This is a genomic window from Streptomyces lienomycini (genome assembly GCF_027947595.1).
In the GTDB taxonomy this organism is placed as follows: domain Bacteria; phylum Actinomycetota; class Actinomycetes; order Streptomycetales; family Streptomycetaceae; genus Streptomyces; species Streptomyces lienomycini.
The window spans coordinates 565,532-585,743 of record NZ_CP116257.1; the positions used below are offsets into that span (position 1 = coordinate 565,532).

A 20,212-nucleotide genomic window follows, 5' to 3' on the forward strand; every position below is an offset into this window, starting at 1 on the left:
ATGAGCACCACCTCGAACACCACCCCCGGCACGCAGCCGCAGGCCGACGGCGACGACCAGGACCTCGGCGCCGCGGGCTCCCAGCTGTCCACCGCCCCCAAGGAGGAGGCCCCGAGCCTTCCCTCGCTCGGCGTGGTCGGCTGGGTCCGCTGGTTCTGGCGCCAGCTCACCTCGATGCGGGTCGCGCTGCTGCTGCTCCTGCTGCTGTCGCTGGGCGCGATCCCGGGGTCGCTGATCCCGCAGGACGGCGTCGACGCCATGAAGGTCGAGGAGTTCCGCGAGGCCCACGACCTCCTGGGCCCGGTCTACGACAAGCTCGGCCTCTTCCACGTCTACAGCTCGGTGTGGTTCTCCGCGATCTACATCCTGCTGTTCGTCTCCCTCATCGGCTGCATCGTCCCGCGCACCTGGCAGTTCGTCGGCCAGCTCCGCGGCCGCCCGCCCCGCGCCCCCCGGCGCCTGGACCGGCTGCCCGCCTACACCACCTGGCGCACCGGCGCCGAACCCGAGGAGGTCCGCGAGGCCGCGCGGACGCTGCTGAAGAAGCGCCGCTTCCGCGCGGACGCCGTCGGCGACGCCGTCGCGGCCGAGAAGGGCTACCTCCGGGAGGTCGGCAACCTCGCCTTCCACGTCGCGCTGATCGTGATGCTGATCGCCTTCGCCTGGGGCCAGCTGTTCAAGTACGAGGGCAACAAGCTGGTCCTGGAAGGCAGCGGCTTCTCCAACACCCTCACCCAGTACGACGACTTCAAGTCCGGCAACCTCTTCGACCCGGACCACGACCTGTCGCCCTTCAGCTTCTCCCTGAAGGACTTCCGCGGCACCTACGAGGCCACCGGCCCCAACCGCGGCACCCCGCGCGTCTACGAGGCCCGCGTCACCTACCGGGAGGGCGCCTACGGCGCCGAGAAGACGAAGACCGTCGAGGTCAACAAGCCGCTGAGCATCGACGGCTCCAAGGTCTACCTCGTCAGCCACGGCTACGCCCCGATCCTCACCGTCAAGGACGCCAAGGGCAACGTCGTGATGGACAAGGAGGCCACGGCCCTGCTGCCGCTGGACTCCAACGTCACCTCCTCCGGCGCCGTCAAGGTCATGGACGGCTACCGCAACGCCAAGGGCGAGAAGGAACAGCTCGGCTTCAACGCGTTCTTCCTGCCCACCTACGGCGGCGAGGGCAGCACGATGCTCTCCACCTTCCCGGCGCTGATCAACCCGATGCTCGCGCTCTCCGCCTACCACGGCGACCTCGGCGTCGACGCGGGCTTCGCGCAGAGCATCTACCAGCTCGACAAGACCAACCTGGAGGAGTTCAAGGGCTCCGACGGCAAGCTGTTCAAGAAGCAGCTCAAGGTCGGCGACACCATGACCCTCCCGAACGGCGCCGGCTCGGTCACCTTCGACGGCATCCAGGAGTGGGCCGGCTTCCAGGTCACGCGGCAGCCCGCGAGCGGCTGGGCGCTCGGCGGTGCCGTCGTCGCCATCCTCGGCCTGGCCGGCTCCCTGTTCATCCAGCGCCGCCGCGTCTGGGTACGGGCCGTGCGGGGCGCCGACGGCGTCACCGTCGTGGAGATGGCGGGCCTCGGCCGCAGCGAGTCCGCGAAGGTCCCCGAGGAACTCGGTGACCTCGCCGGAGCCCTGTACGACCGGGCCCCCGCCGGCCCCGATGCCCCCACCGCCCCCGACGCGTCCGAGAACGACGACACCCCCGATTCCCCCGACACCCACGTCGTACCTGCCGAAGGGGCTGAGAAGTGACTCTCGCCGCCGCAACCGAGTTGGCCGCCGCGACCAACGAGAACCTCGCGAACGTCAGCAACACGCTGATCTACTCATCGATGGCCGTCTACACACTGGCCTTCTTCGCGTACATCGCCGAGTGGCTCTTCGGCAGCCGCAGCAAGGTCGGCCGTACCGCCGCCGCGCTCACCGCCACGAGCGGCGCGAAGGAGGCCAAGGCCGGTCCGGCCGTCACCGTCAGCAAGGGGGGCGGCACCGCGGTGCTGGAGCGCCCCGCGGTCGTCGTACGCGCCGCGTCCGGCTCCCGCGACGTGCCCGACGGGCCCGGCGCGCACGGCGGCACCGAGCAGGGCGACCTGTACGGGCGGATCGCCATCTCGCTCACCCTCCTCGCCTTCGCCGTCGAGGCGGGCGGCGTCCTCACCCGCGCCCTGTCGGTGGAGCGGGCGCCGTGGGGCAACATGTACGAGTTCAACATCACGTTCACGACGGTCGCCGTCGGCGTGTACCTCGCACTGCTCGTCCTGAAGAAGAACGTCCGCTGGCTGGGCCTGCCCCTGATCACCACGGTCCTGCTCGACCTCGGCCTCGCCGTCACGGTCCTCTACACCGCCAGCGACCAGCTCGTCCCGGCGCTGCACTCGTACTGGCTGTACATCCACGTCTCCACGGCGATCTTCTGCGGCGCGGTCTTCTACGTCGGCGCGGTCTCCACCATCCTGTACCTCTTCAAGGACAGCTACGAGAACAAGCTCGCCTCCGGCGGCAAGCCCGGCCGCTTCGCCGACTCGGTCCTGGACCGGCTGCCCGCCGCCGCCTCCCTCGACAAGTTCGCCTACCGCGTCAACGCCGCCGTCTTCCCGCTGTGGACGTTCACGATCATCGCGGGCGCGATCTGGGCGGGCGACGCCTGGGGCCGCTACTGGGGCTGGGACCCCAAGGAGACCTGGTCCTTCATCACCTGGGTCGCCTACGCCTGCTACCTGCACGCCCGCGCCACCGCCGGCTGGAAGGGCCGCAAGGCCGCCTACCTGGCCCTGGTCGCCTTCGGCTGCTGGCTGTTCAACTACTACGGCGTCAACATCTTCGTCTCCGGCAAGCACTCCTACGCGGACGTGGGCCTGGGCGCCCTCCAGTCCGTCGGTTTCTGAGTTCCTGAACCGGGTCCGTCACGTCCGGCCGGCCGGCAGGAGCCCCAGGTGGGGTTCCACGCCGGTCAGGTCGCAGGAGGCGGCCCACAGACGGGCGGCCGTACCGGCGTCGGACATGTGGGCCGGGACCGGTTCGGGCCGCGGAGCACCGCGCAGCCCGAAGAACCGCGGCCCCCACAACTGCCCGCCCTCCACCCGCGGGTCCAGGACCGCCCGTACGACCGGCCACGCGCCCGCCTCCTTGCCCTGCACCAGCAGCGCGGCGGGCAGGCCGCGCAGCCGCCGGCCCGCGGTCGTGGTGTGGACCGGCGGACGGGCCGGGGTGAGGGAGTCGAGCGCGCCCCCGGGGTGCGCCACCACGCTCGACACGCTGCTCCCGGCGGCACGCAGCCGCCGGTCGAGTGCGAAGCCGAAGACCATCTGCGCGAGCTTGGACCGCCCGTAGGCGCGCTTGGGCCGGTAGTCCCGGGCGGACTCCAGGTCGTCCGGGTCGAGCCGTTCCGACCGCGCCGCGAAGCTCCCCACGGTCACGATCCGGGCGGCCGGCGCGGCGGACAGCAGTGGGGCCAGCCACCGGGTCAGCGCGAAGTGACCGAGGTGGTTGGTCCCGAACATCAGCTCGTGCCCCGCACCGGTCTCCCGCCGGGGCGGGTCGTCCAGCGCGACGCCCGCGTTGTGGACCACGGCGTCGAGGCGCTCCACGTCCAGCCGTTCCACCGCGGGCCGGAGCGACGCCAGGTCGGCGAGGTCCAGCCGCAGGTGCCTGACCCGGGCGCCGGGCACCCGGGTGCCGATCGACTCCGCGGCGGCTTCGGCCTTCCGGGGGTCCCGGCTGCCGAGCACCACGACGGCGCCGGTGGCGGCCAGCTGCTCCGCGACGAAGTAGCCGATCCCGGCGTTGCCCCCGGTGACCAGGAAGGTCCGGTCCGCGGCGGCGGGCAGTCGGCGAACGTCCCACGGACGGTTCGGGGGTGTGGAAGACATGACGGCGGGCTCCTCTGCGCTCGGGCTGTGCTCGGGCGGCGCACCCGGACGGTGACGCCGACTCCGCCAAGATCACAGGTGTGGCCGACAGGACGCCGACAGGCCCCCTACACCGCCGACAGATCACCGCTCCCGCCCTGCCCGGGCCGGGCGACGCCCGTCACGACGTCCCGCAGCCGCTCCACGTAGAGCCGCAGGTTCTTGTGCGCCACGTCGGTGTCCGGGTACCGGCTCGCGAACCACAGGCCCTCCGGCAGCCGGGTGACCCACGCGCACACCTGGTCGCCGTACGAGACCCGCAGCAGCGCGTACGCCGTCTGGTCCGGCCAGTGACCGGAGCCGGGGACGCCGCGCGCGTCGACGTACGACACGATCGAGTACAGGTCGGGCGAGGTCGGCCGGAAGTCCGTGCCGAGCAGGCGCAGCACCCGGTCGATCGGCATCCGGGACAGCCGCCGGTTGGCCTGGAGTTCGGCGCGGACGGCGGCGAGGGCGCTGCGGAAGTCCTGCGCCCGGTCCACCGGGACCTCGATCGGTGCGCCGCCGACGTACCAGCCGACGGACTCCGACCACTGGGAGCGCGAACGGGTGTGGAACGGCACGACCGTGCGGTAGACGGACTCGCCGCCGATCTCGTGGACGATCAGGGCGGTCGCGGCCAGCACACCGACGAGGCTGCCGCCGAAGGGGCGGCAGTACGCCTCGAAGGCGGCGGCGTCCGCCGCGTCCACCAACGGCTCGCGCAGCAACCGCTGTTCGGGCAGCGGTCCGCCCGGCTCCACACCGAGGTCGACGGGGAAGGACGGCAGCCGTCCGTCACAGCGCCGGATGAACTCCCGCCAGCGGGAGACGATGTCGTGGCCGCCGTCGATCCGGTCCGCGTCCGCCCGTTCGGCCTCGCAGAAGTCGACGTAGGAGCCGACCCGCGGCTGCGGCACGGTCCGGCCCGCCGCACCGGCGGCGTACAACTCGCAGACCTCGGCGGGGATGCGGTAGATGGAGTAGGCGTCGACGTTGCTGTGGTCGAAGGCCATGTAGACGCTGACGCCGTCGTCGCGGACGACGGCCGTGTAGATGAGGTTGGGCCAGCGCAGCGCGTCCGCGACCCGGTCGAACCGGTCCTGGAGGTGGCGGGCGAGGTCCGTCGCGTCCGGGAAGTGACCGACGTCCTCGCGGTGCAGGGACACGGCGTCCGGAGCGAGTGTGAAGCGCCGCACCTCCTCCCCGTCCGCGCCGCCCCACCGGAAGCCGCTGCGCAGCGTCTCGTGCCGCAGGGTCCAGGCGCGCAGCGCCTCCTGGAGCACGTCGAGGTCGACCGGGCCCGGGATGTCGAAGGCCGCGCCGAGCCAGGTCGGCACGAACAGCCCGTCCTCGCGCACCGACCGGGCGGTGCGGAGGTGCGACTCCTGGATGTACGCGGGCGGCCGCGTGTCCTCGGGCAGCTCCGCCGCGATGTCGAGCGTCCGTGGACTGAGCGTCCACTCGACGAGGCGCCCGGGCCGGATCTCGCAGCGCTGGATGTCGGTCATTCGCACGAGGGGTCTCCGTTCGCAGGTGTAACAGACCCGACCAAGGGAATGCCGTCTCCGCGACCGCGCACCTGGTGTGTCGGCACTGTTCAACGAAACGGATGGCCTCTCGAACGCCGATACGCCCCCGGCTGCGGGAGGGGGGTGTCCTCACAAAGCGCGAACAATCGGGCGTCAACTGTCATCGTGGCGCTCAGTTGAGCGGGCCGAGGACAGTTGACCGCCAAGTGCTCACGGTCGCAGGGACAGAGGGGGTCCCGCGCGGCCCGGCGGCCATAATGCGGGGCATGTCGCTTCAGGGGACCGATGCCCACCGGGACGACGCCACGCTGCCGCCGCTGGTCGTACGGGCCGTGGCGGCGGCCCGCGCGCACGGCTTCGCCTTCTCGTGCCGTCCCGAACAGGGCCGCCTGCTCCGGGTACTCGCCGCCGGCGCGGCCCACTCCATCGCCGAGACGGGAACCGGCTGCGGCGTGGGACTGGCCTGGCTCGCCTCCGGCGCACCCCCGGGAACCCGGCTCACCAGCGTCGAACGGGATCCCGAGCGGGCCCGCACCGCCCGCGAGGTCTTCCGCGACCACCCGCGCGTCGAGATCCTCCACGGCGACTGGCGGCGCGTAGCGGAACACGGCCCGTACGACCTGCTGGTACTCGACGGCGGCGGCCAGGCCAAGGGCGACGGCGCCGCGGACCCCGTCCGTCTCCTCACCCCCGGCGGCACCCTGGTGGTCGACGACTTCACCCCCGCCACCACCTGGCCGCCCCGCCACGACGGCACCCCCGACCATGCCCGCCTGCACTGGCTGAACCACCCCTCCCTGCACTCCACCGAACTCCGCCTCGCCCCGGACCTCAGCGTGGTCGTCGGCACGCGGTACGCGGCGGAACGGGTCGAGGCCCTGGGCCGTGGCGGGGGAAGCCACGGCCCAGGGCCGGTTCGAGGGGGCGGGTCCTAACCGGCCTGCGCCGCGCGGTGGGTGACCTTCTTGACGGCATCGAGGGCGAGGTCGGGGCGGTCGGTGTGGATGTAGTGGCCGCTGCCCTTGGCGGTGGTGAGCTCGGCGTCGGTGGAGAGCTGCGCCCACTCCTGCTGGCCCTTGGCCCACATCGTCTCCAGGGCGGGCCCGTACTCGGGGACCTCGGCGTACTGGGACTCGTGCTTGAGGATCTCGACGGGGATGTCCCCGGCGGAGTGGACCGGTCCGTCGGCGATGACGAACCGCTCCGGGTTCTGGCCCTTGTTGGCCGCGAGGGCGCCGTCCCGGACCTGGGGCGCCATGCCGGTGGCGTCGGAGGGGATGGTGCGGTTCATGTCGCGGGTGAGATGAGGGATGGTGGCGTCGAGGAGGACCAGGCCCTTGACGCGGTCGGTGTGCTCGGGGGTGTAGCGGGCGGCGATGTAGCCGCCCAGGGAGTGGCCTGCCAGGACGACGGGGCGGTCGCCCGCGAGACGGTCGAGGAGCTTGGTGAGCAGTACTCCGGTGTCGTTGACGGTCTGCAGGGCGTCGGGGGCGGGCTTGTCGCTCTTGCCCTCGCCGAGGCGGTCGTAGGAGCAGACCCGGTCCGTCCTGCTCAGCGACTTCTGCAACGCCGCCATGTTGTCCAGGCCCTCGCCGCCGCCGGCCATCAGCATCACCAGGGGCTGGTCCGCGTCCGACTGGCCGGAGCAGGAGACGTTGACCGTGTGGCCGTCGACGTCGATCTTCTTCGTACCGGTGAACGAGGCCCCCGCGGAGGCGGCGGTGTCCTTCGCGTCGGAGCCGTCCTCGCCGTACTCCTCGTGGAGGACGAGTCCCGCGCCGGCCACGGTGCAGACGACGGCGATCGCGGCGGTCGCCTTGGCGAGGGTGCGGAACATGGGGGGCCTCCAGCAGACAAGGGTGGGGTAGGGACGCGGTGGTGGGGGGATCTCTCTCGGTCGGCCCGTTGTGTTCGGCGGCGACTGATGAGAACTCTATGGATCCCGCGGTCCACGATCGTCACCCCGCGGTGGACACCTGTCCGTAGCTCCCCCGGGGGACAGGCCCGACGGCCCTACGCCCCGTCCGCGCTGATCGACCGCCAGATCCGCTCCGGCAGCACCCGCGCGGCCTCGTCCAGGTCGACGTCCCGGATCCCGGAGAGCCGGCGCCGGGCCACGGCGACGACCGGACCCAGGACCAGGGTTTCCAGCAACGGCAAGGGCAGCGGGGCCACTTCGCCCGCTTCGATACGGGGCTGGATCCACCGGGCCATCGCCGAGACGGACGGTTCCTGTGCGTCGCGGATGTCCTGGCCCCGCGCCATCAGGCGGCGGTCGGCGCTGGGGGAGTGGACGAGGAGCGCCGCGCCGGGGTGGTCGCGGACGAAGGCGAGGTAGGCGCCGACCACGGCCCGCACCCCCTCGCGGGCGGTGTCGGTACCGGTCAGCGCGGTGACCAGGTGGCCGAGGAGCCGTCCGGTCCAGCGCTCGGTCAGGGCCGTGAGCAGGCCGTCGAGGCTGCCGAAGTGGTGGTAGAGGCTGCCGAGGCTGACCCCGCTGGTCCGGGTGACGGCGGTGACGGTGACGCCCTGCTCGCCCGACTCCGTGTAGAGGCGGAGCGCGGCGTCCAGGAGGAGGTCCGAGGTGACCTCGCCGCGGTGCTGTTTGGGGCTCATGGGTAGGCGCTTCCGTCGTTCTTCGGGGTGTTGCCCGATTCTCTCTTCTAGAACAAATTTCTAGAAGCTTCTTCCAATTCTAGGTCCGTCTGGCTCACACTGTCTCCCGCGGGACGCGCGCGTCCGCCCGGAATCCGGAGGGGAGCGGGCGGGCCGCGGGTCCCGGGCCGTCGGGACAACGGGGGGACGAGGCAGACGTGTGGGAACTGAACGGCAGCGGTGCCGAGCCACTGGAGGACGAGGACCCGCGCCGGATCGGACCGATCCCGCTGGTCGGACGCCTGGGCGCCGGCGGCATGGGCCGCGTCTACCTCGGCGTCCACGAGGGCCGGTACGCGGCCGTCAAGCAGCTCCTGCCCTCGATCGTCGCCGAGGACAGGGACTTCCTGCGCCGGTTCGGGCACGAGCTGGACAACCTCGCGCGGCTGCCCGAGGACGCCACCGCGCCGCTGCTCGCGGGGGACCGGGACGCCCGGCCGCCGTGGTTCGCCACCGCCTACGTCCCGGGGCTCACCCTGGCCGAGGCGCTGGAGGCGCACGGCGGCCCGCTGCCCGCCGACGCCCTGTGGCTCGTCCTGCGGGAGGCCGCCAAGGGGCTGGCGGCGGTGCACGCGCTGGACATGGTGCACCGGGACCTCAAGCCGTCCAACGTGATGCTGACCCTGGACGGTCTGACGCTCATCGACTTCGGGGTGGCCCGGGCCGCCGAGCAGAGCCAGGTGACCAGGACCGGCATGGTGGTGGGCACGCCCGCCTACATGTCGCCCGAACAGGCCTCGGGGGCGCGCGGTTCGGACGGCGCCGTCGACGTCTTCGCGCTCGGCTCGGTGCTCGCCTACGCGGCGAACGGGCGACCGCCCTTCGGCGACGAGTCGGCGCCCGCCGTGCTCTACCGCATCGTGCACGAGGAACCGGACCTCGACGCCGTGAACCGGCTGGACCCGGACCTCGCCGAGGTGGTCACGGCCTGCCTGGACAAGGACTACGAGGGCCGGCCGAGCGCGGCGGACCTGGTCAGGACCGCCGAACGGCACGGCCCCTTCGAGGCGCCGCTGTGGCCGGAGTCCGTCACCGCGCTGCTGGCCGAACGGGCGGCGTTCGCCCGGACGTTGCCGGACGCGGCGGACCTGCCCGAACCCGAAGCCGAACCCGAGTCCGACCCGGAGCCCGGGTCCGGGAGCGAGCCCGCTTCCGGACCCGGGTCCGCGACCGCCCCGGGCCGGGAACCGAAACGGCGTGCGGACCGGCGCCGTACCCGCGTCCTCCTCGGTGTCGTCCCGGTCGTGCTGGCGACGGGGGCGACGCTCGCCGTCCAGCTCATGCCCTACGGCTCCCACGACAAGGCGGAGGCGGACACCGCACCGCCCTCCCTGTCCGCCTCCGCGCCCGCCGCCCCGACGGGAACGCCCTCGGCGTCGGCGACCGGACGGCCGACACCGAGCCCCTCGGGGTCGCCGACGGACGGCAAGGGCGGGAAGGACGACGCCGACACCGGCGACGAGGGCGGCGCGGGAGCGGTCCGGCCCGGTGCGGGGGCCGCGGCCGGTGCGGCCGGCTCCGGCTCGGACGCCGGGTCCGGGGGAGCCGGGGGATCGGGTGGCGGCGGAGGCTCCGGCGGCTCGGGCGGCTCGGGCGCTGGGTCCGGGGCGAACGGCGCCGGCGGTTCGTCCGTGTCCGCCGGTTCGTCGTCCGGGTCCGGTTCGGGGTCCGGGTCTGGTTCCGGGTCCGGGTCCGGCTCGGGTTCCGGCTCCGGGGACACCGGCGCCCCCGCGCCGGGCACGTTCGCGCTCAAGAACGGCGGGAACGGCAAGTGCCTGGTCCTGTCCGCCAACGGGTGGGCGGACACGGGGTCCTGCGCGTCGGCGTCGGCCACCTGGTCTTTCAGGAGCGCGTCCGACGGCGCCGTGAACATCGTCAACACCTCCTCGGGCCAGTGCCTGACGGCGGTCTTCTTCGGCCAGATCCCGGAGGTCGGGAGCTGCGGCACGGGTTTCGGGTCCTCGCAGCTGTGGCGCACCGGCTCGGGCGGGCTGCTGAGCAGCGTCTTCAACGACGGATGCCTGGCCCTCGCCGGCGACGGCGACGTCAGGGCGCAGACCTGCTCCTCCGGGACGGCGTCACAACGCTGGACGCGGACCTAGCGGGGCCCGCGGAACCGGGGGCGGCCGCCGTACGCGCCGATCGCGATCCGGACGAACGAGCGGATCAGCGGGTTCGGGTCGGCCCGGTGCCAGGCCACCAGCAGGGGGCTCGGCGGCAGGCCGGTCAGCGGCACCACGGCGAGCCCCTCCGCGGGCACGTGGCCGACGAGGGTCATGCCGACCGTGCCGTTCCACAGGACGGCCTGCCGGCACTCCCGTACGGTGCGCACCACCGGCCCGCGCCGCGGCTCCCCGCCGCTCCAGTACGCCTGCCACCGGGGGTCCGTGCCCGCCGGGAAGCGGAACCAGCGGCGGTCGGCCAGCTCGGCCGGTGCCAGGCACGCGCGGCCGGCCAGCGGGTCGTCGGCCCGCAGCAGCGCCCCCACCGGGTCGGCGCGCAGCTCGTGCGTGGTCAGGCCGGTCGGGTCGAAGGGGCCGCGGGTGAGCGCCACGTCGACCAGTCCGGCGTGCAGTCCGCAGGTGGGGTCGGTCAGGTCGGTCTCGCGGACGGTGACCTCGACGTGCGGGTGCCGCCCGCGGTAGGCGTCGGCCAGCCGCACCACGTCCGGGTCGGTGCTGTCGCCGAGGATGCCGACGGTGAGGCTCGCGGTACCGGCCGCGGCGGCGACGCGGGTGCGGACCCGGTCGGCGCGGTCGAGCAGGGCACGCGCCTCGTCGAGCAGCACCGCCCCCGCCGCGGTGAGCGTGACGCCCGCGGAGGTCCGGTGGAACAGCGTCGCGCCGAGTTCCGACTCCAGCGCCCTGACCGCCCGGCTCAGCGGCGGCTGGCTCATGTGCAGCCGCACCGCCGCCCGCCCGAAGTGGAGCTCCTCGGCGACCGCCACGAAGTAGCGCAGCGCACGCAGCTCCAACCGGTCCATCCTGCGACGATACCCGGACGGTATCGAGCGTGCGGAACAGGTCTTGGACGCTCCCGGCGCCCCGGCGGTGGAATCGGGTCATGACCGACGAACCGCAGCACAGCAAGCCGGGCACGGATCCCGCCGTGTCCGTGGTCGGCCCGGACGACGGCGAGACGATCCTCCTGGGCACCACCCGCATGCGCGTCCTGGAGGACGGCACCCACACCGGCCACCGCCTCGGCATGGCCGAGTCCGTCCTCGCCCCGCACACCCCCGGACCGCCCCAGCACCGCCACGCCCGGCACGACGAGGGCTTCTACGTCGTCTCCGGCACCGTGCGGTTCACCGTCGGGGAGGAGGACATCGACGCGGGCGCCGGCACGCTCGTCATGGTCCCGCCCGGCGCCCCGCACACCTTCGCCAACACCACCGGCGAACCGGCCGTCATGCTCAGCACGTTCACCCCGGACCTGTACGTCCGCTACTTCCACGACCTGCGGGACCTGTACGCCGACGGCCGGACCCCCACCCCGGAGGACGGCGTCCGCACCATGCGCCGCTACGCCACCGAGCCCGCCACCGACTTCGCCCGCCCGCGGGGAGCCGGGTCGTGAACGCCGCGTACTGGATCGTCGCCGGACTCCTCGCCGCCTTCTCCCTCTACTCGGGCGCGGTGAAGGCGGTGCGCAGCCGTGAGCGGCTGCGGCCGATGATGGCCTGGGTGGACAGCGTGCCGATGCCCGCCGTCCGCGCCGTCGGGGTGGTCGAGGTGCTCGGCGCGGCCGGACTCGTCCTGCCCCCGCTGACCGGCGTCGCGCCCTGGTCGGCCACGGCGGCGGCCGTCGGGTTCGTCGTCCTGCAGATCGGCGCGACGGGTGTCCATCTGCGCCTCGGGGACCGCCGGGTGGCCCTCAACCTCACCCTCCTGGCCACCGCGGCCGTCACCGTCTGGCTCGCCGCGGCCCGGCCCTGACCCGGCGCCGGCCGCCCGGGGCCCGCCGCCGGTGTCCCGTCGTCAGTCGCGCGGCGGGGTGGCACGGGCCGCGTCCAGGAGCCGGCGCGCGAGGTCCTCGACCAGACCGCGCAGCTCGTCCGGCCGCTCGACGACGAAGGGGCGGTCCACGCCGGCGAGCACGCCCGGCAGCCAGTCGAGGCGTTCGGCGCGCATCTCCACCCGGCACCAGGGCTCGGCGCCGCCCCGGGAAGGCTCCTCGGCCACGACCGCCACGCCGCGCGGCAGCCGGGCGCGGACCTCCCCGGCGGCCCCCCGGACCCGTACCGTCACCTCGTGCCGGTACGGAGCCGTGGCCAGCGTCGTCAGCACGCGCTCCGCCGGGTCGGGTCCGGGCGGCGGCTCGAAGGAGCCCGGCAGGATCCTCGCGTCGGCGACGCGGTCCAGCCGGAACGTCCGCTCCGCGCCGACCGACAGGTCCCTGCCCGTCACGTACCACCGGCCCGCGTGGGCGACGAGCCCGTACGGGTACAGGGTGCGTTCGCCTGCCCCGCCCCCGTCGCGGCCGCCGGTGTACCGGACCGACACCGGCCGGTGATGCCGCACCGCGTCGGCGATCGGAAGGAGCACGGCGGCCTCGGGGGCGGCCGACTCGGTGGGCGCGGACGTGAAGGTGACGGAGCCGAGTACGGCGTCCATCCGGTGGCGCAGGCGCTTCGGCAGCACCCGCCGCACCTTCGCCGCCGCCGTCTCGCCCGCCGTGCCGGCCGCCGACGTGAGCCCCGTCCGCCGCCCGGCGACCAGGCCCAGCAGGACGGCGAGCGCCTCGTCGTCGGTCAGCATGAGCGGCGGCATCCGGTGGCCCGGGGCGAGCCGGTAGCCGCCGTAGCGGCCGCGCACCGACTCCACGGGGATGTCGAGGTCGACGAGGTGATCGACGTAGCGGCGCACCGTGCGCTCGCCCACGTCGAGCCGGTCGGCGAGTTCGGCCACGGTCCGGACGCCGCCCGTCTGGAGCAGTTCGAGCAGGGCGAGCACACGGGACACGGGACGGGACATGCGCCCAAGTCTGCCGCCGATACCGGCCGGAAAGTGACCGGTATACCTCCTAGCGTGGGGTGGCAAGCACCGGATCGGCCCCAGGAGACACCATGAACCTCGTTTCCGTCCGCGTCATCACGGACGACGTAGCCCGCCTCGTCGAGTTCTACGAGCGCGTCACCGGCGTGCGGGCGACGTGGTCCACCGAGGACTTCGCGGAACTGACCACCCCGTCGGGCACCCTCGCGATCGGCGGTACCCGCACGGTGCCGCTCTTCGCCCCCGGCTCGGCCCACCCGGCCGACAACCGCAGCGTCATCATCGAGTTCCTCGTCGACGACGTGGACGCCGTGCACCGGAACCTGACCGGCTTCGTCGCGGAGTTCGTCAAGGAACCCACGACCATGCCCTGGGGCAACCGCGCCCTCCTGTTCCGCGACCCCGACGGCAACCTGGTCAACCTCTTTACCCCGGTCACCCCGGCCGCCGTCGAGAAGTTCGCCGGCCTGCCCCGCTGACGCCGGCCCTCAGTCGCGCCGGCCGCCGCTGCGGTCCTCGTCGTCCTTGTCCTCTTCGTCGTCCTTGCCCAGGGACTTCAGGAAGTCGGGGTTGTCGTCGGGAGCCACCCACTGCCGCCGCCCGCCGCCGCCCTGCCGGGGCGAGGAGCCGGCGGGCTGCCGCTTCTTGCCGGCGATGATCCAGGAGATCGAGCCGACCAGCGGGAAGAGCAGCACGAGGATCGCCCACAGTGGCTTGGGCATGTGGCGGATGTCCGCGTCCTTCGTGCTGATGCAGTCGATGAACGCGTAGACGCTCAGGGCCAGTGGCACGAGGAACATCAGCACCCGGAGCATGGGCTTCTCCAGCTCAAGCGAGGGGTGGGGACGCGTCATGGCCCCCAGGTACAGGGCAAGGGTAGCCGCTCGGGGATACTGGACGGCATGGCTTACGACGATCTTCGCTCCCTGCTCAGGGCGCTGGAGCGCGAGGGCGACCTCAAGCGCATCAAGGCCGAGGTGGACCCGTACCTGGAGGTCGGGGAGATCGTCGACCGGGTGAACAAGGCCGGCGGCCCCGCGTTGCTCTTCGAGAACGTGAAGGGCTCCGACCTGCCGCTGGCGATGAACGTCTTCGGCACCGACCGCCGCCTGCTCAAGGCCCTCGGTCTCAAGGCGTACAGCGACATCTCGGACAAGATCGGCGGCCTGCTCCGCCCCGAGCTGCCCCAGGGCTTCGTGGGCATGCGCGAGGCGTTCGGGAAGCTCGGCACGATGACGCACGTACCGCCGAGGAAGGTGAAGCCGGGCAGCGCGCCCGTCCAGGAGACCGTCCTCACCGGCGACGACGTGGACCTGGAGCGCCTCCCCGCCCTCTTCACCTGGCCGGACGACGGCGGCTCCTTCTTCAACCTGGGCCTGACCCACACCAAGGACCCGGAGACGGGCATCCGCAACCTCGGCCTGTACCGGCTCCAGCGCCACGACAAGCGCACCATCGGCATGCACTGGCAGATCCACAAGGACAGCCGCAACCACTACCAGGTCGCCGCCCGCCGCGGTGAGCGCCTGCCGGTCGCCATCGCCTTCGGCTGCCCGCCCGCCGTGACCTACGCCTCCACCGCCCCGCTCCCCGGCGACATCGACGAGTACCTCTTCGCCGGGTTCCTCCAGGGCAAGCGCATCGAGATGGTCGACTGCAAGACGGTCCCACTCCAGGTCCCCGCGCACGCGGAGGTGGTCATCGAGGGCTGGCTGGAGCCCGGCGAGATGCTCCCCGAGGGCCCCTTCGGCGACCACACCGGCTTCTACACCCCGCAGGAGCCCTTCCCCGCCCTGAAGATCGACTGCGTGACGACGCGCAGGCGCCCGCTGCTCCAGTCGATCGTGGTCGGCCGCCCCCCGACGGAGGACGGACCGCTGGGGAAGGCCACGGAGCGCTTCTTCCTCCCGCTCCTCAAGATCATCGTCCCGGACATCGTGGACTACCACCTCCCCGAGGCCGGCGGCTTCCACAACTGCGCGATCGTCTCGATCGACAAGAAGTACCCCAAGCACGCCCAGAAGGTGATGCACGCCATCTGGGGCGCCCACATGATGTCCCTGACCAAGCTGATCGTGGTCGTCGACTCCGACTGCGACGTCCACGACCTGCACGAGGTCGCCTGGCGGGCGCTGGGCAACACCGACTACGGCCGTGACCTCACCGTCGTCGAAGGCCCGGTCGACCACCTCGACCACGCCTCCTACCAGCAGTTCTGGGGCGGCAAGGCGGGCATCGACGCCACGAGGAAGCTGCCCGAGGAGGGGTACACCCGCGACGGGGGCTGGCCGGACATGGTGCTGTCCGACCCGGATACGGCGGCGAAGGTCGACCGCCGCTGGAAGGAGTACGGACTGTGACGTCGGCTTCCGCCGCCCTGCCGCAGCAGCCGGGGCGCACCAAGGCGTTCCTGCGCCTGGTGATGATCGAGCACTCGGTGTTCGCGCTGCCCTTCGCCTACATCGCCGCGCTGACCGCGATGTTCCTGTGGGACGAGAACATCCACTGGGGCCGGCTGCTCCTGGTCACCGTCGCCATGGTGGGCCTGCGCACCTTCGCGATGGCGGTCAACCGGATCATCGACCGCGAGATCGACGCCCGCAACCCCCGCACCGCCCACCGCGAACTGGTCACCGGCGCCATGTCGGTCAAGCACGCCTGGACCGGCGCGCTGATCGCCCTCGTCGTGTTCCTCGGCGCCGCCGCCCTGCTCAACCCGCTCTGCCTGGCCCTCGCGCCCGTCGCGGTGATCCCGATGGTGGTCTACCCGTACGGCAAGCGGTTCACGAACTTCCCGCAGGCCATCCTCGGCCTCGCGCAGGCCATGGGGCCCATCGGCGGCTGGCTGGCGATCACCGGCGAGTGGTCCTGGGAGGCCGTGATCCTGGGCCTCGCGGTCGGCATCTGGATCGGCGGCTTCGACCTGATCTACGCCTGCCAGGACGTCGAGACCGACCGGCAGGTCGGCGTGAAGTCCGTCCCGGCCCGCTTCGGCGTCCCGGCCGCGATCTGGGGCGCCCGCGCCTGCCACACGCTCACCACGGCCCTGTTCGCCTGGTACGCCGTCGCCACCGACGCCGGCGTCTTCTTCTGGCTCGGCCTGCTGATCGTCGCGGGCGCCTTCCTCTACGAGCACACCATCGTCCGCCCCACCGACCTGACCCGCCTCAACAGGGCGTTCTTCTCGGTCAACGGCTTCATCGGCATCGCACTCTTCGTGTGCGCGCTGCTGGATCTGCTCGTGCGGGGCCTCACGGTCTGAAAACCCTGAGCCTGCGACTAGGCTCGGCATCATGAAGCCAGGACAGACGCAGCGCGTGCCTTGGATCGTGGGGGTGTCCGGGGCGTCCGGCACCCCGTACGCCGCCGCCGTGCTGCGCGCGCTGCTCGCCGCCGACGAGAGCGTCGACCTGGTGGTCAGCCGGGCCTCGCGGCTCACCCTGCTCGACGAGACCGGCATCTCCTTCCGCGACGCCCACTGGCAGCACGACCTGCGAGAGTGGCTGGCCCGCGGAGCCGACGGAAAACCGGACACGTTCGACCCGGACGTCTCCGGTGTACGGCACTGGAGCGCGGGCGACCTCGCGGCCGGGCCGTCCTCGGGGTCGTACCCGACGAAGGGCATGCTGATCGTGCCCGCGTCCACGGCCTGCGTCGCCGGTGTCGCGCTCGGGCTGTCCAAGGACCTGCTCCAGCGCACCGCGAGCGTGACCCTCAAGGAGCGGCGCAGGCTCGTCGTGGCCGTACGGGAGACCCCGCTGGACGGCCGGACGCTGCGGCACCTGGTGACCCTGGACGACGCGGGCGCGGCCGTGGTGCCCGCCTCCCCGGCCTTCTACGCGGGGGCGACGCACATCCAGGACCTGGTGGACTTCGTCGCCGGACGCGTCCTCGACGCGGCGGGCGTCGGGCACGACCTGTACCGCCGCTGGCGCGGCGACCTCGGCGGGGCCCGCCCCACCGGCTGAGCGGCGCCGCGGTACGACCTCCCCCCACACGTTTGTTACCCACATCTTCAGAATTCTTCAGTGGAAGGCTTCGATCGCATGGACGCGGTGGACAGGCAGCTCATCCAGGCCCTGAGAGAGAACGGCCGGGCCTCCTACGCGGAGCTGGGGCGGCTCGTCGGACTCTCCGGACCCAGCGTCACCGACCGCATCAACCGGCTGGAGGCGGCCGGTGTCATCACCGGCTACCGGGCCACCGTCGACGCCGCCTCGCTCGGTCTCGGCGTCACCGCCCTGATCGGTGTCTCGCTCTCCGACGCCGCCGACCACGAGGACGTGGCGCAGCGCCTCAAGGAGCTGCGGGAGATCGAGGACTGCTGGTTCATCGCCGGTGACGACTCCTACATGCTCAAGGTCCGCGCCGCCGACGTGGACGGCCTGGAGAGCATCATCCGGCGGCTGTCGGGCACCAAGGGCGTGTCCCGGACCCGTACCACCATCGTTCTCTCCACCAAGTGGGAGAACCGGGTGGGCGAGCTGCCCGAAGAGGTCCAGTAACCGGGGCGTACGGTTGACCCGTCTGTCTCAGAAAGAGGTATCGCATGGACGCCGGGCTCAAGCGGGAGCTGGAGCAGAAGGTCCGCTCCGGTGAGCGGCTGACCCGCGAGGACGGCATCGCGCTGTACGAGTCGGACGATCTCGCCTGGCTCGGCGGCCTCGCGCACGAGGTGCGGACGCGGAAGAACGGCGACGTCGTCCACTTCAACGTCAACCGCCACCTCAACATGACCAACGTGTGCACCGCGTCCTGCGCGTACTGCTCCTTCCAGCGCAAGCCGGGGGAGAAGGACGCGTACACGATGCGCATCGAGGAGGCGGTGAAGCTCGCCAAGGCGATGGAGGGCGAGAACCTCACCGAGCTGCACATCGTCAACGGCCTGCACCCCAACCTGCCGTGGCGCTACTACCCGCGCTCGCTGCGCGAACTGAAGGCCGCGCTGCCGGACGTCTCGCTGAAGGCGTTCACGGCCACCGAGATCCACCACTTCGAGACCATCTCCGGGTTGTCCGCCTCCGACATCCTGGACGAGCTGATCGACGCCGGTCTGGAGTCCCTCACCGGCGGCGGCGCCGAGATCTTCGACTGGGAGGTGCGGCAGCACATCGTCGACCACCGCACCCACTGGGAGGACTGGTCCCGCATCCACCGCCTGGCCCACGAGAAGGGCCTGAAGACCCCGTGCACCATGCTCTACGGCCACATCGAGGAGCCCCGCCACCGCGTGGACCACGTGCTGCGCCTGCGTGAACTCCAGGACGAGACCGGCGGCTTCCAGGTCTTCATCCCGCTGCGCTACCAGCACGACTTCGTGGACATGAAGGACGGCAAGGTCAGGAACCGCCTCCAGGCGCGGACGCAGATGGCGACCGGCGCGGAGGCCCTGAAGACCTTCGCGGTCTCCCGCCTCCTCTTCGACAACGTCCCGCACGTCAAGGTCTTCTGGGTCATGCACGGCGTCCAGACCGCCCAGCTGGCCCTCCAGCACGGCGCCGACGACATGGACGGCTCGGTCGTCGAGTACAAGATCACGCACGACGCGGACGACTTCGGCACGCCGAACAAGCTGACGCGCGAGGACCTGCTGGACCTCATCCGCGACGCGGGCTTCCGGCCGGTCGAGCGGAACACGCGGTACGAGATCCTCCGGGAGTACGAGGGGGCCGACCCGGGGCGCCGGGAGGCGCCGCAGCCGATGCGGGTGTGAATCTCGCGGTAGTTCTCCGACTGCCGGCCGGTGGGGGCCGGCCGCGCAGTTCCCCGCGCCCCTTTCGGGGCACGTGCACTGGACGCCCCTGAAAGGGGCGCGGGGAACTGCGCGAGCAACCACCCACCCACCCGCACCCGGCACGGATCCGAACCGCCCCCGGCGGGTACCCGCACCGCATGGCCGGTACCGAGGACGCTTACACCGCAGAACCTTTCGTTCCAAGGCGCGGCGGCCTTCCCGCCCTGCGCGAGGCGGCAGCCGGATGCCGGGGCTGCCCCTTGCACCGCGACGCCACCCAGACCGTCTTCGGCGCCGGCCAGGCGTCCGCCCGCGTCATGCTCGTCGGCGAACAGCCCGGCGACCAGGAGGACCGGCAGGGCAAACCCTTCGTCGGCCCGGCCGGCAAGCTCCTCGACCGGGCGCTGACGGACGCCGGCATCGACCCCGCGGACGCGTACGTCACCAACGCCGTCAAGCACTTCAAGTTCACCCGGGCCGAACCCCGCAAGCGCCGTATCCACAAGGCGCCCACCCTGCGGGAGACGACCGCCTGCGGCCCCTGGCTGGCCGCCGAGCTGGACCGCGTCGAACCCGAGCTGATCGTGCTGCTGGGCGCCACCGCCGGCAAGGCGCTGCTCGGCTCGTCGTTCCGGGTCACCCGGGCGCGCGGCACGGTACTGGAGGAGGAGATCCACGGGCGCCCCGAACGACTGGTCCCGACCCTGCACCCGTCGGCGGTGCTGCGAGCCGACGACCGGGAGGCGGCGTACCGGGGACTGGTGTCGGACCTGGAAGTGGCCGCACACGCCCTCACGTAATGGCTACCATGGTCCGGTGTCCCTTACTTTCACTTTCGAACCGGCTGTCACCCCCGCCCTCCGCGACGGCGTCCTCGACCTGTGGACCGACGTCTCCAACGCGGGCGGCTCCGTGGGCTTCGTGCCGCCGGTGACGCGGGAGGACATCCGCCCCGAGCTGGTCAAGCACATGGTGGGCATGGCCGAGGGCCGCACCCGGCTGCTCGTCGGCCACGACGAGGAGGGGCGGGTGGCCGCCACCGCGTTCCTCGCCCTCAACACGCACCGGCTGATGCGGCACTGGCTGTGGCTCTACACGGTCATGGTCCACCCGCGCCATCAGGGGCGTGGCTACGGCCGGGACCTGATGGCCGCCGCCGCGGACGCCGCCCGCACCTGCGACGGCACCGAGGCGATCCGGCTCACCTGCCGGGGCGGACTGGGCCTGGAGCGGTTCTACGAGTCCTGCGGCTACAAGGAGGTCGGCCGGGTGCCTGGCGCCATCCGGGTCGCCCCCGGCGACGACCGGGACGACGTCTTCATGCTGCTGCCGCTGACCTGAGCGACCCCCCTGCGGGGCCGGCGGCCCGGCATGTTTCACTGGACAGTGCCTCTTTGTGCC

General features: G+C 72.4%; 21 protein-coding genes. 14 read left to right on the forward strand and 7 right to left on the reverse strand.

What is annotated here, in order from left to right:
- A complete protein-coding gene (gene resB / locus BJ961_RS02730) occupies nt 1-1,758 on the forward strand; it encodes a cytochrome c biogenesis protein ResB (RefSeq protein WP_271319719.1) in 1,758 nt (585 codons plus the stop codon).
- The gene (gene ccsB, locus BJ961_RS02735; RefSeq protein WP_271319720.1) at nt 1,755-2,891 is read left to right on the forward strand and encodes a c-type cytochrome biogenesis protein CcsB; all 1,137 of its coding nucleotides are present in this window, start codon (nt 1,755-1,757) and stop codon (nt 2,889-2,891) included. The genes resB and ccsB overlap by 4 nt, the downstream gene beginning before the upstream one ends.
- Nucleotides 2,892-2,909: 18 nt before the next feature.
- Here the strand turns inward: ccsB and BJ961_RS02740 are convergent, their stop codons facing one another.
- Nucleotides 2,910-3,875, reverse strand: a complete 966-nt coding sequence (locus BJ961_RS02740) for an SDR family NAD(P)-dependent oxidoreductase (protein WP_271319721.1) — start codon at nt 3,873-3,875, stop codon at nt 2,910-2,912.
- A gap of 107 nt (nt 3,876-3,982) precedes the next feature.
- Entirely contained in the window at nt 3,983-5,410 is a 1,428-nt protein-coding gene (locus BJ961_RS02745) for a condensation domain-containing protein (RefSeq protein ID WP_271319722.1), read from the reverse strand.
- A gap of 281 nt (nt 5,411-5,691) precedes the next feature.
- Here BJ961_RS02745 and BJ961_RS02750 point away from each other — a divergent pair, with 281 nt between their 5' ends.
- Nucleotides 5,692-6,360, forward strand: a complete 669-nt coding sequence (locus tag BJ961_RS02750; RefSeq protein WP_271319723.1) for an O-methyltransferase — start codon at nt 5,692-5,694, stop codon at nt 6,358-6,360.
- Here the strand turns inward: BJ961_RS02750 and BJ961_RS02755 are convergent.
- Together BJ961_RS02755 and BJ961_RS02760 are read right to left on the reverse strand one after the other, a co-directional pair.
- Nucleotides 6,357-7,262: an alpha/beta fold hydrolase gene (locus tag BJ961_RS02755; protein WP_271319724.1), complete on the reverse strand. Its 906-nt coding sequence runs from the start codon at nt 7,260-7,262 to the stop codon at nt 6,357-6,359. The genes BJ961_RS02750 and BJ961_RS02755 overlap by 4 nt on opposite strands.
- A gap of 176 nt (nt 7,263-7,438) precedes the next feature.
- A complete protein-coding gene (locus tag BJ961_RS02760) occupies nt 7,439-8,041 on the reverse strand; it encodes a TetR/AcrR family transcriptional regulator (protein ID WP_271319725.1) in 603 nt (200 codons plus the stop codon).
- 197 nt (nt 8,042-8,238) lie between these two features.
- On the opposite strand from BJ961_RS02760, the gene BJ961_RS02765 reads away from it, so the two are divergent.
- Nucleotides 8,239-10,182 carry a serine/threonine-protein kinase gene (locus BJ961_RS02765; protein WP_271319726.1) on the forward strand — a complete coding sequence of 648 codons (1,944 nt, stop codon included), beginning with the start codon at nt 8,239-8,241 and terminating at the stop codon, nt 10,180-10,182.
- Here BJ961_RS02765 and BJ961_RS02770 read toward each other — a convergent pair.
- Nucleotides 10,179-11,063, reverse strand: a complete 885-nt coding sequence (locus BJ961_RS02770; protein ID WP_271319727.1) for a LysR family transcriptional regulator — start codon at nt 11,061-11,063, stop codon at nt 10,179-10,181. The genes BJ961_RS02765 and BJ961_RS02770 overlap by 4 nt on opposite strands.
- A gap of 80 nt (nt 11,064-11,143) precedes the next feature.
- Between BJ961_RS02770 and BJ961_RS02775 the strand changes: the two genes are divergently transcribed.
- Nucleotides 11,144-11,659 (forward strand): cupin domain-containing protein, encoded by a 516-nt coding sequence (locus BJ961_RS02775; protein WP_271319728.1) that lies wholly within the window; start codon nt 11,144-11,146, stop codon nt 11,657-11,659.
- Nucleotides 11,656-12,018 carry a DoxX family protein gene (locus tag BJ961_RS02780; RefSeq protein WP_271319729.1) on the forward strand — a complete coding sequence of 121 codons (363 nt, stop codon included), beginning with the start codon at nt 11,656-11,658 and terminating at the stop codon, nt 12,016-12,018. Before BJ961_RS02775 ends, BJ961_RS02780 begins: the two co-directional genes overlap by 4 nt.
- Before the next feature lie 42 nt (nt 12,019-12,060).
- Here the strand turns inward: BJ961_RS02780 and BJ961_RS02785 are convergent, their stop codons facing one another.
- Nucleotides 12,061-13,056 carry a helix-turn-helix transcriptional regulator gene (locus tag BJ961_RS02785; RefSeq protein WP_271319730.1) on the reverse strand — a complete coding sequence of 332 codons (996 nt, stop codon included), beginning with the start codon at nt 13,054-13,056 and terminating at the stop codon, nt 12,061-12,063.
- 92 nt (nt 13,057-13,148) lie between these two features.
- Here BJ961_RS02785 and BJ961_RS02790 point away from each other — a divergent pair, with 92 nt between their 5' ends.
- A complete protein-coding gene (locus BJ961_RS02790; RefSeq protein ID WP_271319731.1) occupies nt 13,149-13,556 on the forward strand; it encodes a VOC family protein in 408 nt (135 codons plus the stop codon).
- Between the two features lie 9 nt (nt 13,557-13,565).
- On the opposite strand, the gene BJ961_RS02795 is transcribed toward BJ961_RS02790, so the two are convergent.
- A complete protein-coding gene (locus BJ961_RS02795) occupies nt 13,566-13,892 on the reverse strand; it encodes a PLD nuclease N-terminal domain-containing protein (protein WP_271416946.1) in 327 nt (108 codons plus the stop codon).
- A gap of 87 nt (nt 13,893-13,979) precedes the next feature.
- On the opposite strand from BJ961_RS02795, the gene BJ961_RS02800 reads away from it, so the two are divergent.
- The 7 genes from BJ961_RS02800 to BJ961_RS02830 all read left to right on the forward strand — a co-directional run bounded on the left by BJ961_RS02800 (nt 13,980) and on the right by BJ961_RS02830 (nt 20,152).
- Entirely contained in the window at nt 13,980-15,437 is a 1,458-nt protein-coding gene (locus BJ961_RS02800; protein ID WP_271319732.1) for a menaquinone biosynthesis decarboxylase, read from the forward strand.
- Nucleotides 15,434-16,339 (forward strand): menaquinone biosynthesis prenyltransferase MqnP, encoded by a 906-nt coding sequence (mqnP, locus tag BJ961_RS02805; RefSeq protein WP_271319733.1) that lies wholly within the window; start codon nt 15,434-15,436, stop codon nt 16,337-16,339. The genes BJ961_RS02800 and mqnP overlap by 4 nt, the downstream gene beginning before the upstream one ends.
- 55 nt (nt 16,340-16,394) lie before the next feature.
- Nucleotides 16,395-17,045 (forward strand): UbiX family flavin prenyltransferase, encoded by a 651-nt coding sequence (locus BJ961_RS02810; protein WP_271416947.1) that lies wholly within the window; start codon nt 16,395-16,397, stop codon nt 17,043-17,045.
- 78 nt (nt 17,046-17,123) lie between these two features.
- Complete coding sequence (locus BJ961_RS02815) at nt 17,124-17,582, forward strand: Lrp/AsnC family transcriptional regulator (protein WP_007443788.1); 459 nt, start codon at nt 17,124-17,126, stop codon at nt 17,580-17,582.
- Nucleotides 17,583-17,626: 44 nt separating this feature from the next.
- Nucleotides 17,627-18,790, forward strand: a complete 1,164-nt coding sequence (gene mqnE / locus BJ961_RS02820) for an aminofutalosine synthase MqnE (RefSeq protein WP_271319734.1) — start codon at nt 17,627-17,629, stop codon at nt 18,788-18,790.
- 179 nt (nt 18,791-18,969) lie between these two features.
- A complete protein-coding gene (locus tag BJ961_RS02825; protein ID WP_271319735.1) occupies nt 18,970-19,611 on the forward strand; it encodes a UdgX family uracil-DNA binding protein in 642 nt (213 codons plus the stop codon).
- A 16-nt stretch (nt 19,612-19,627) separates the two neighbouring features.
- Complete coding sequence (locus tag BJ961_RS02830; RefSeq protein ID WP_271319736.1) at nt 19,628-20,152, forward strand: GNAT family N-acetyltransferase; 525 nt, start codon at nt 19,628-19,630, stop codon at nt 20,150-20,152.
- Nucleotides 20,153-20,212 lie beyond the last annotated feature (60 nt).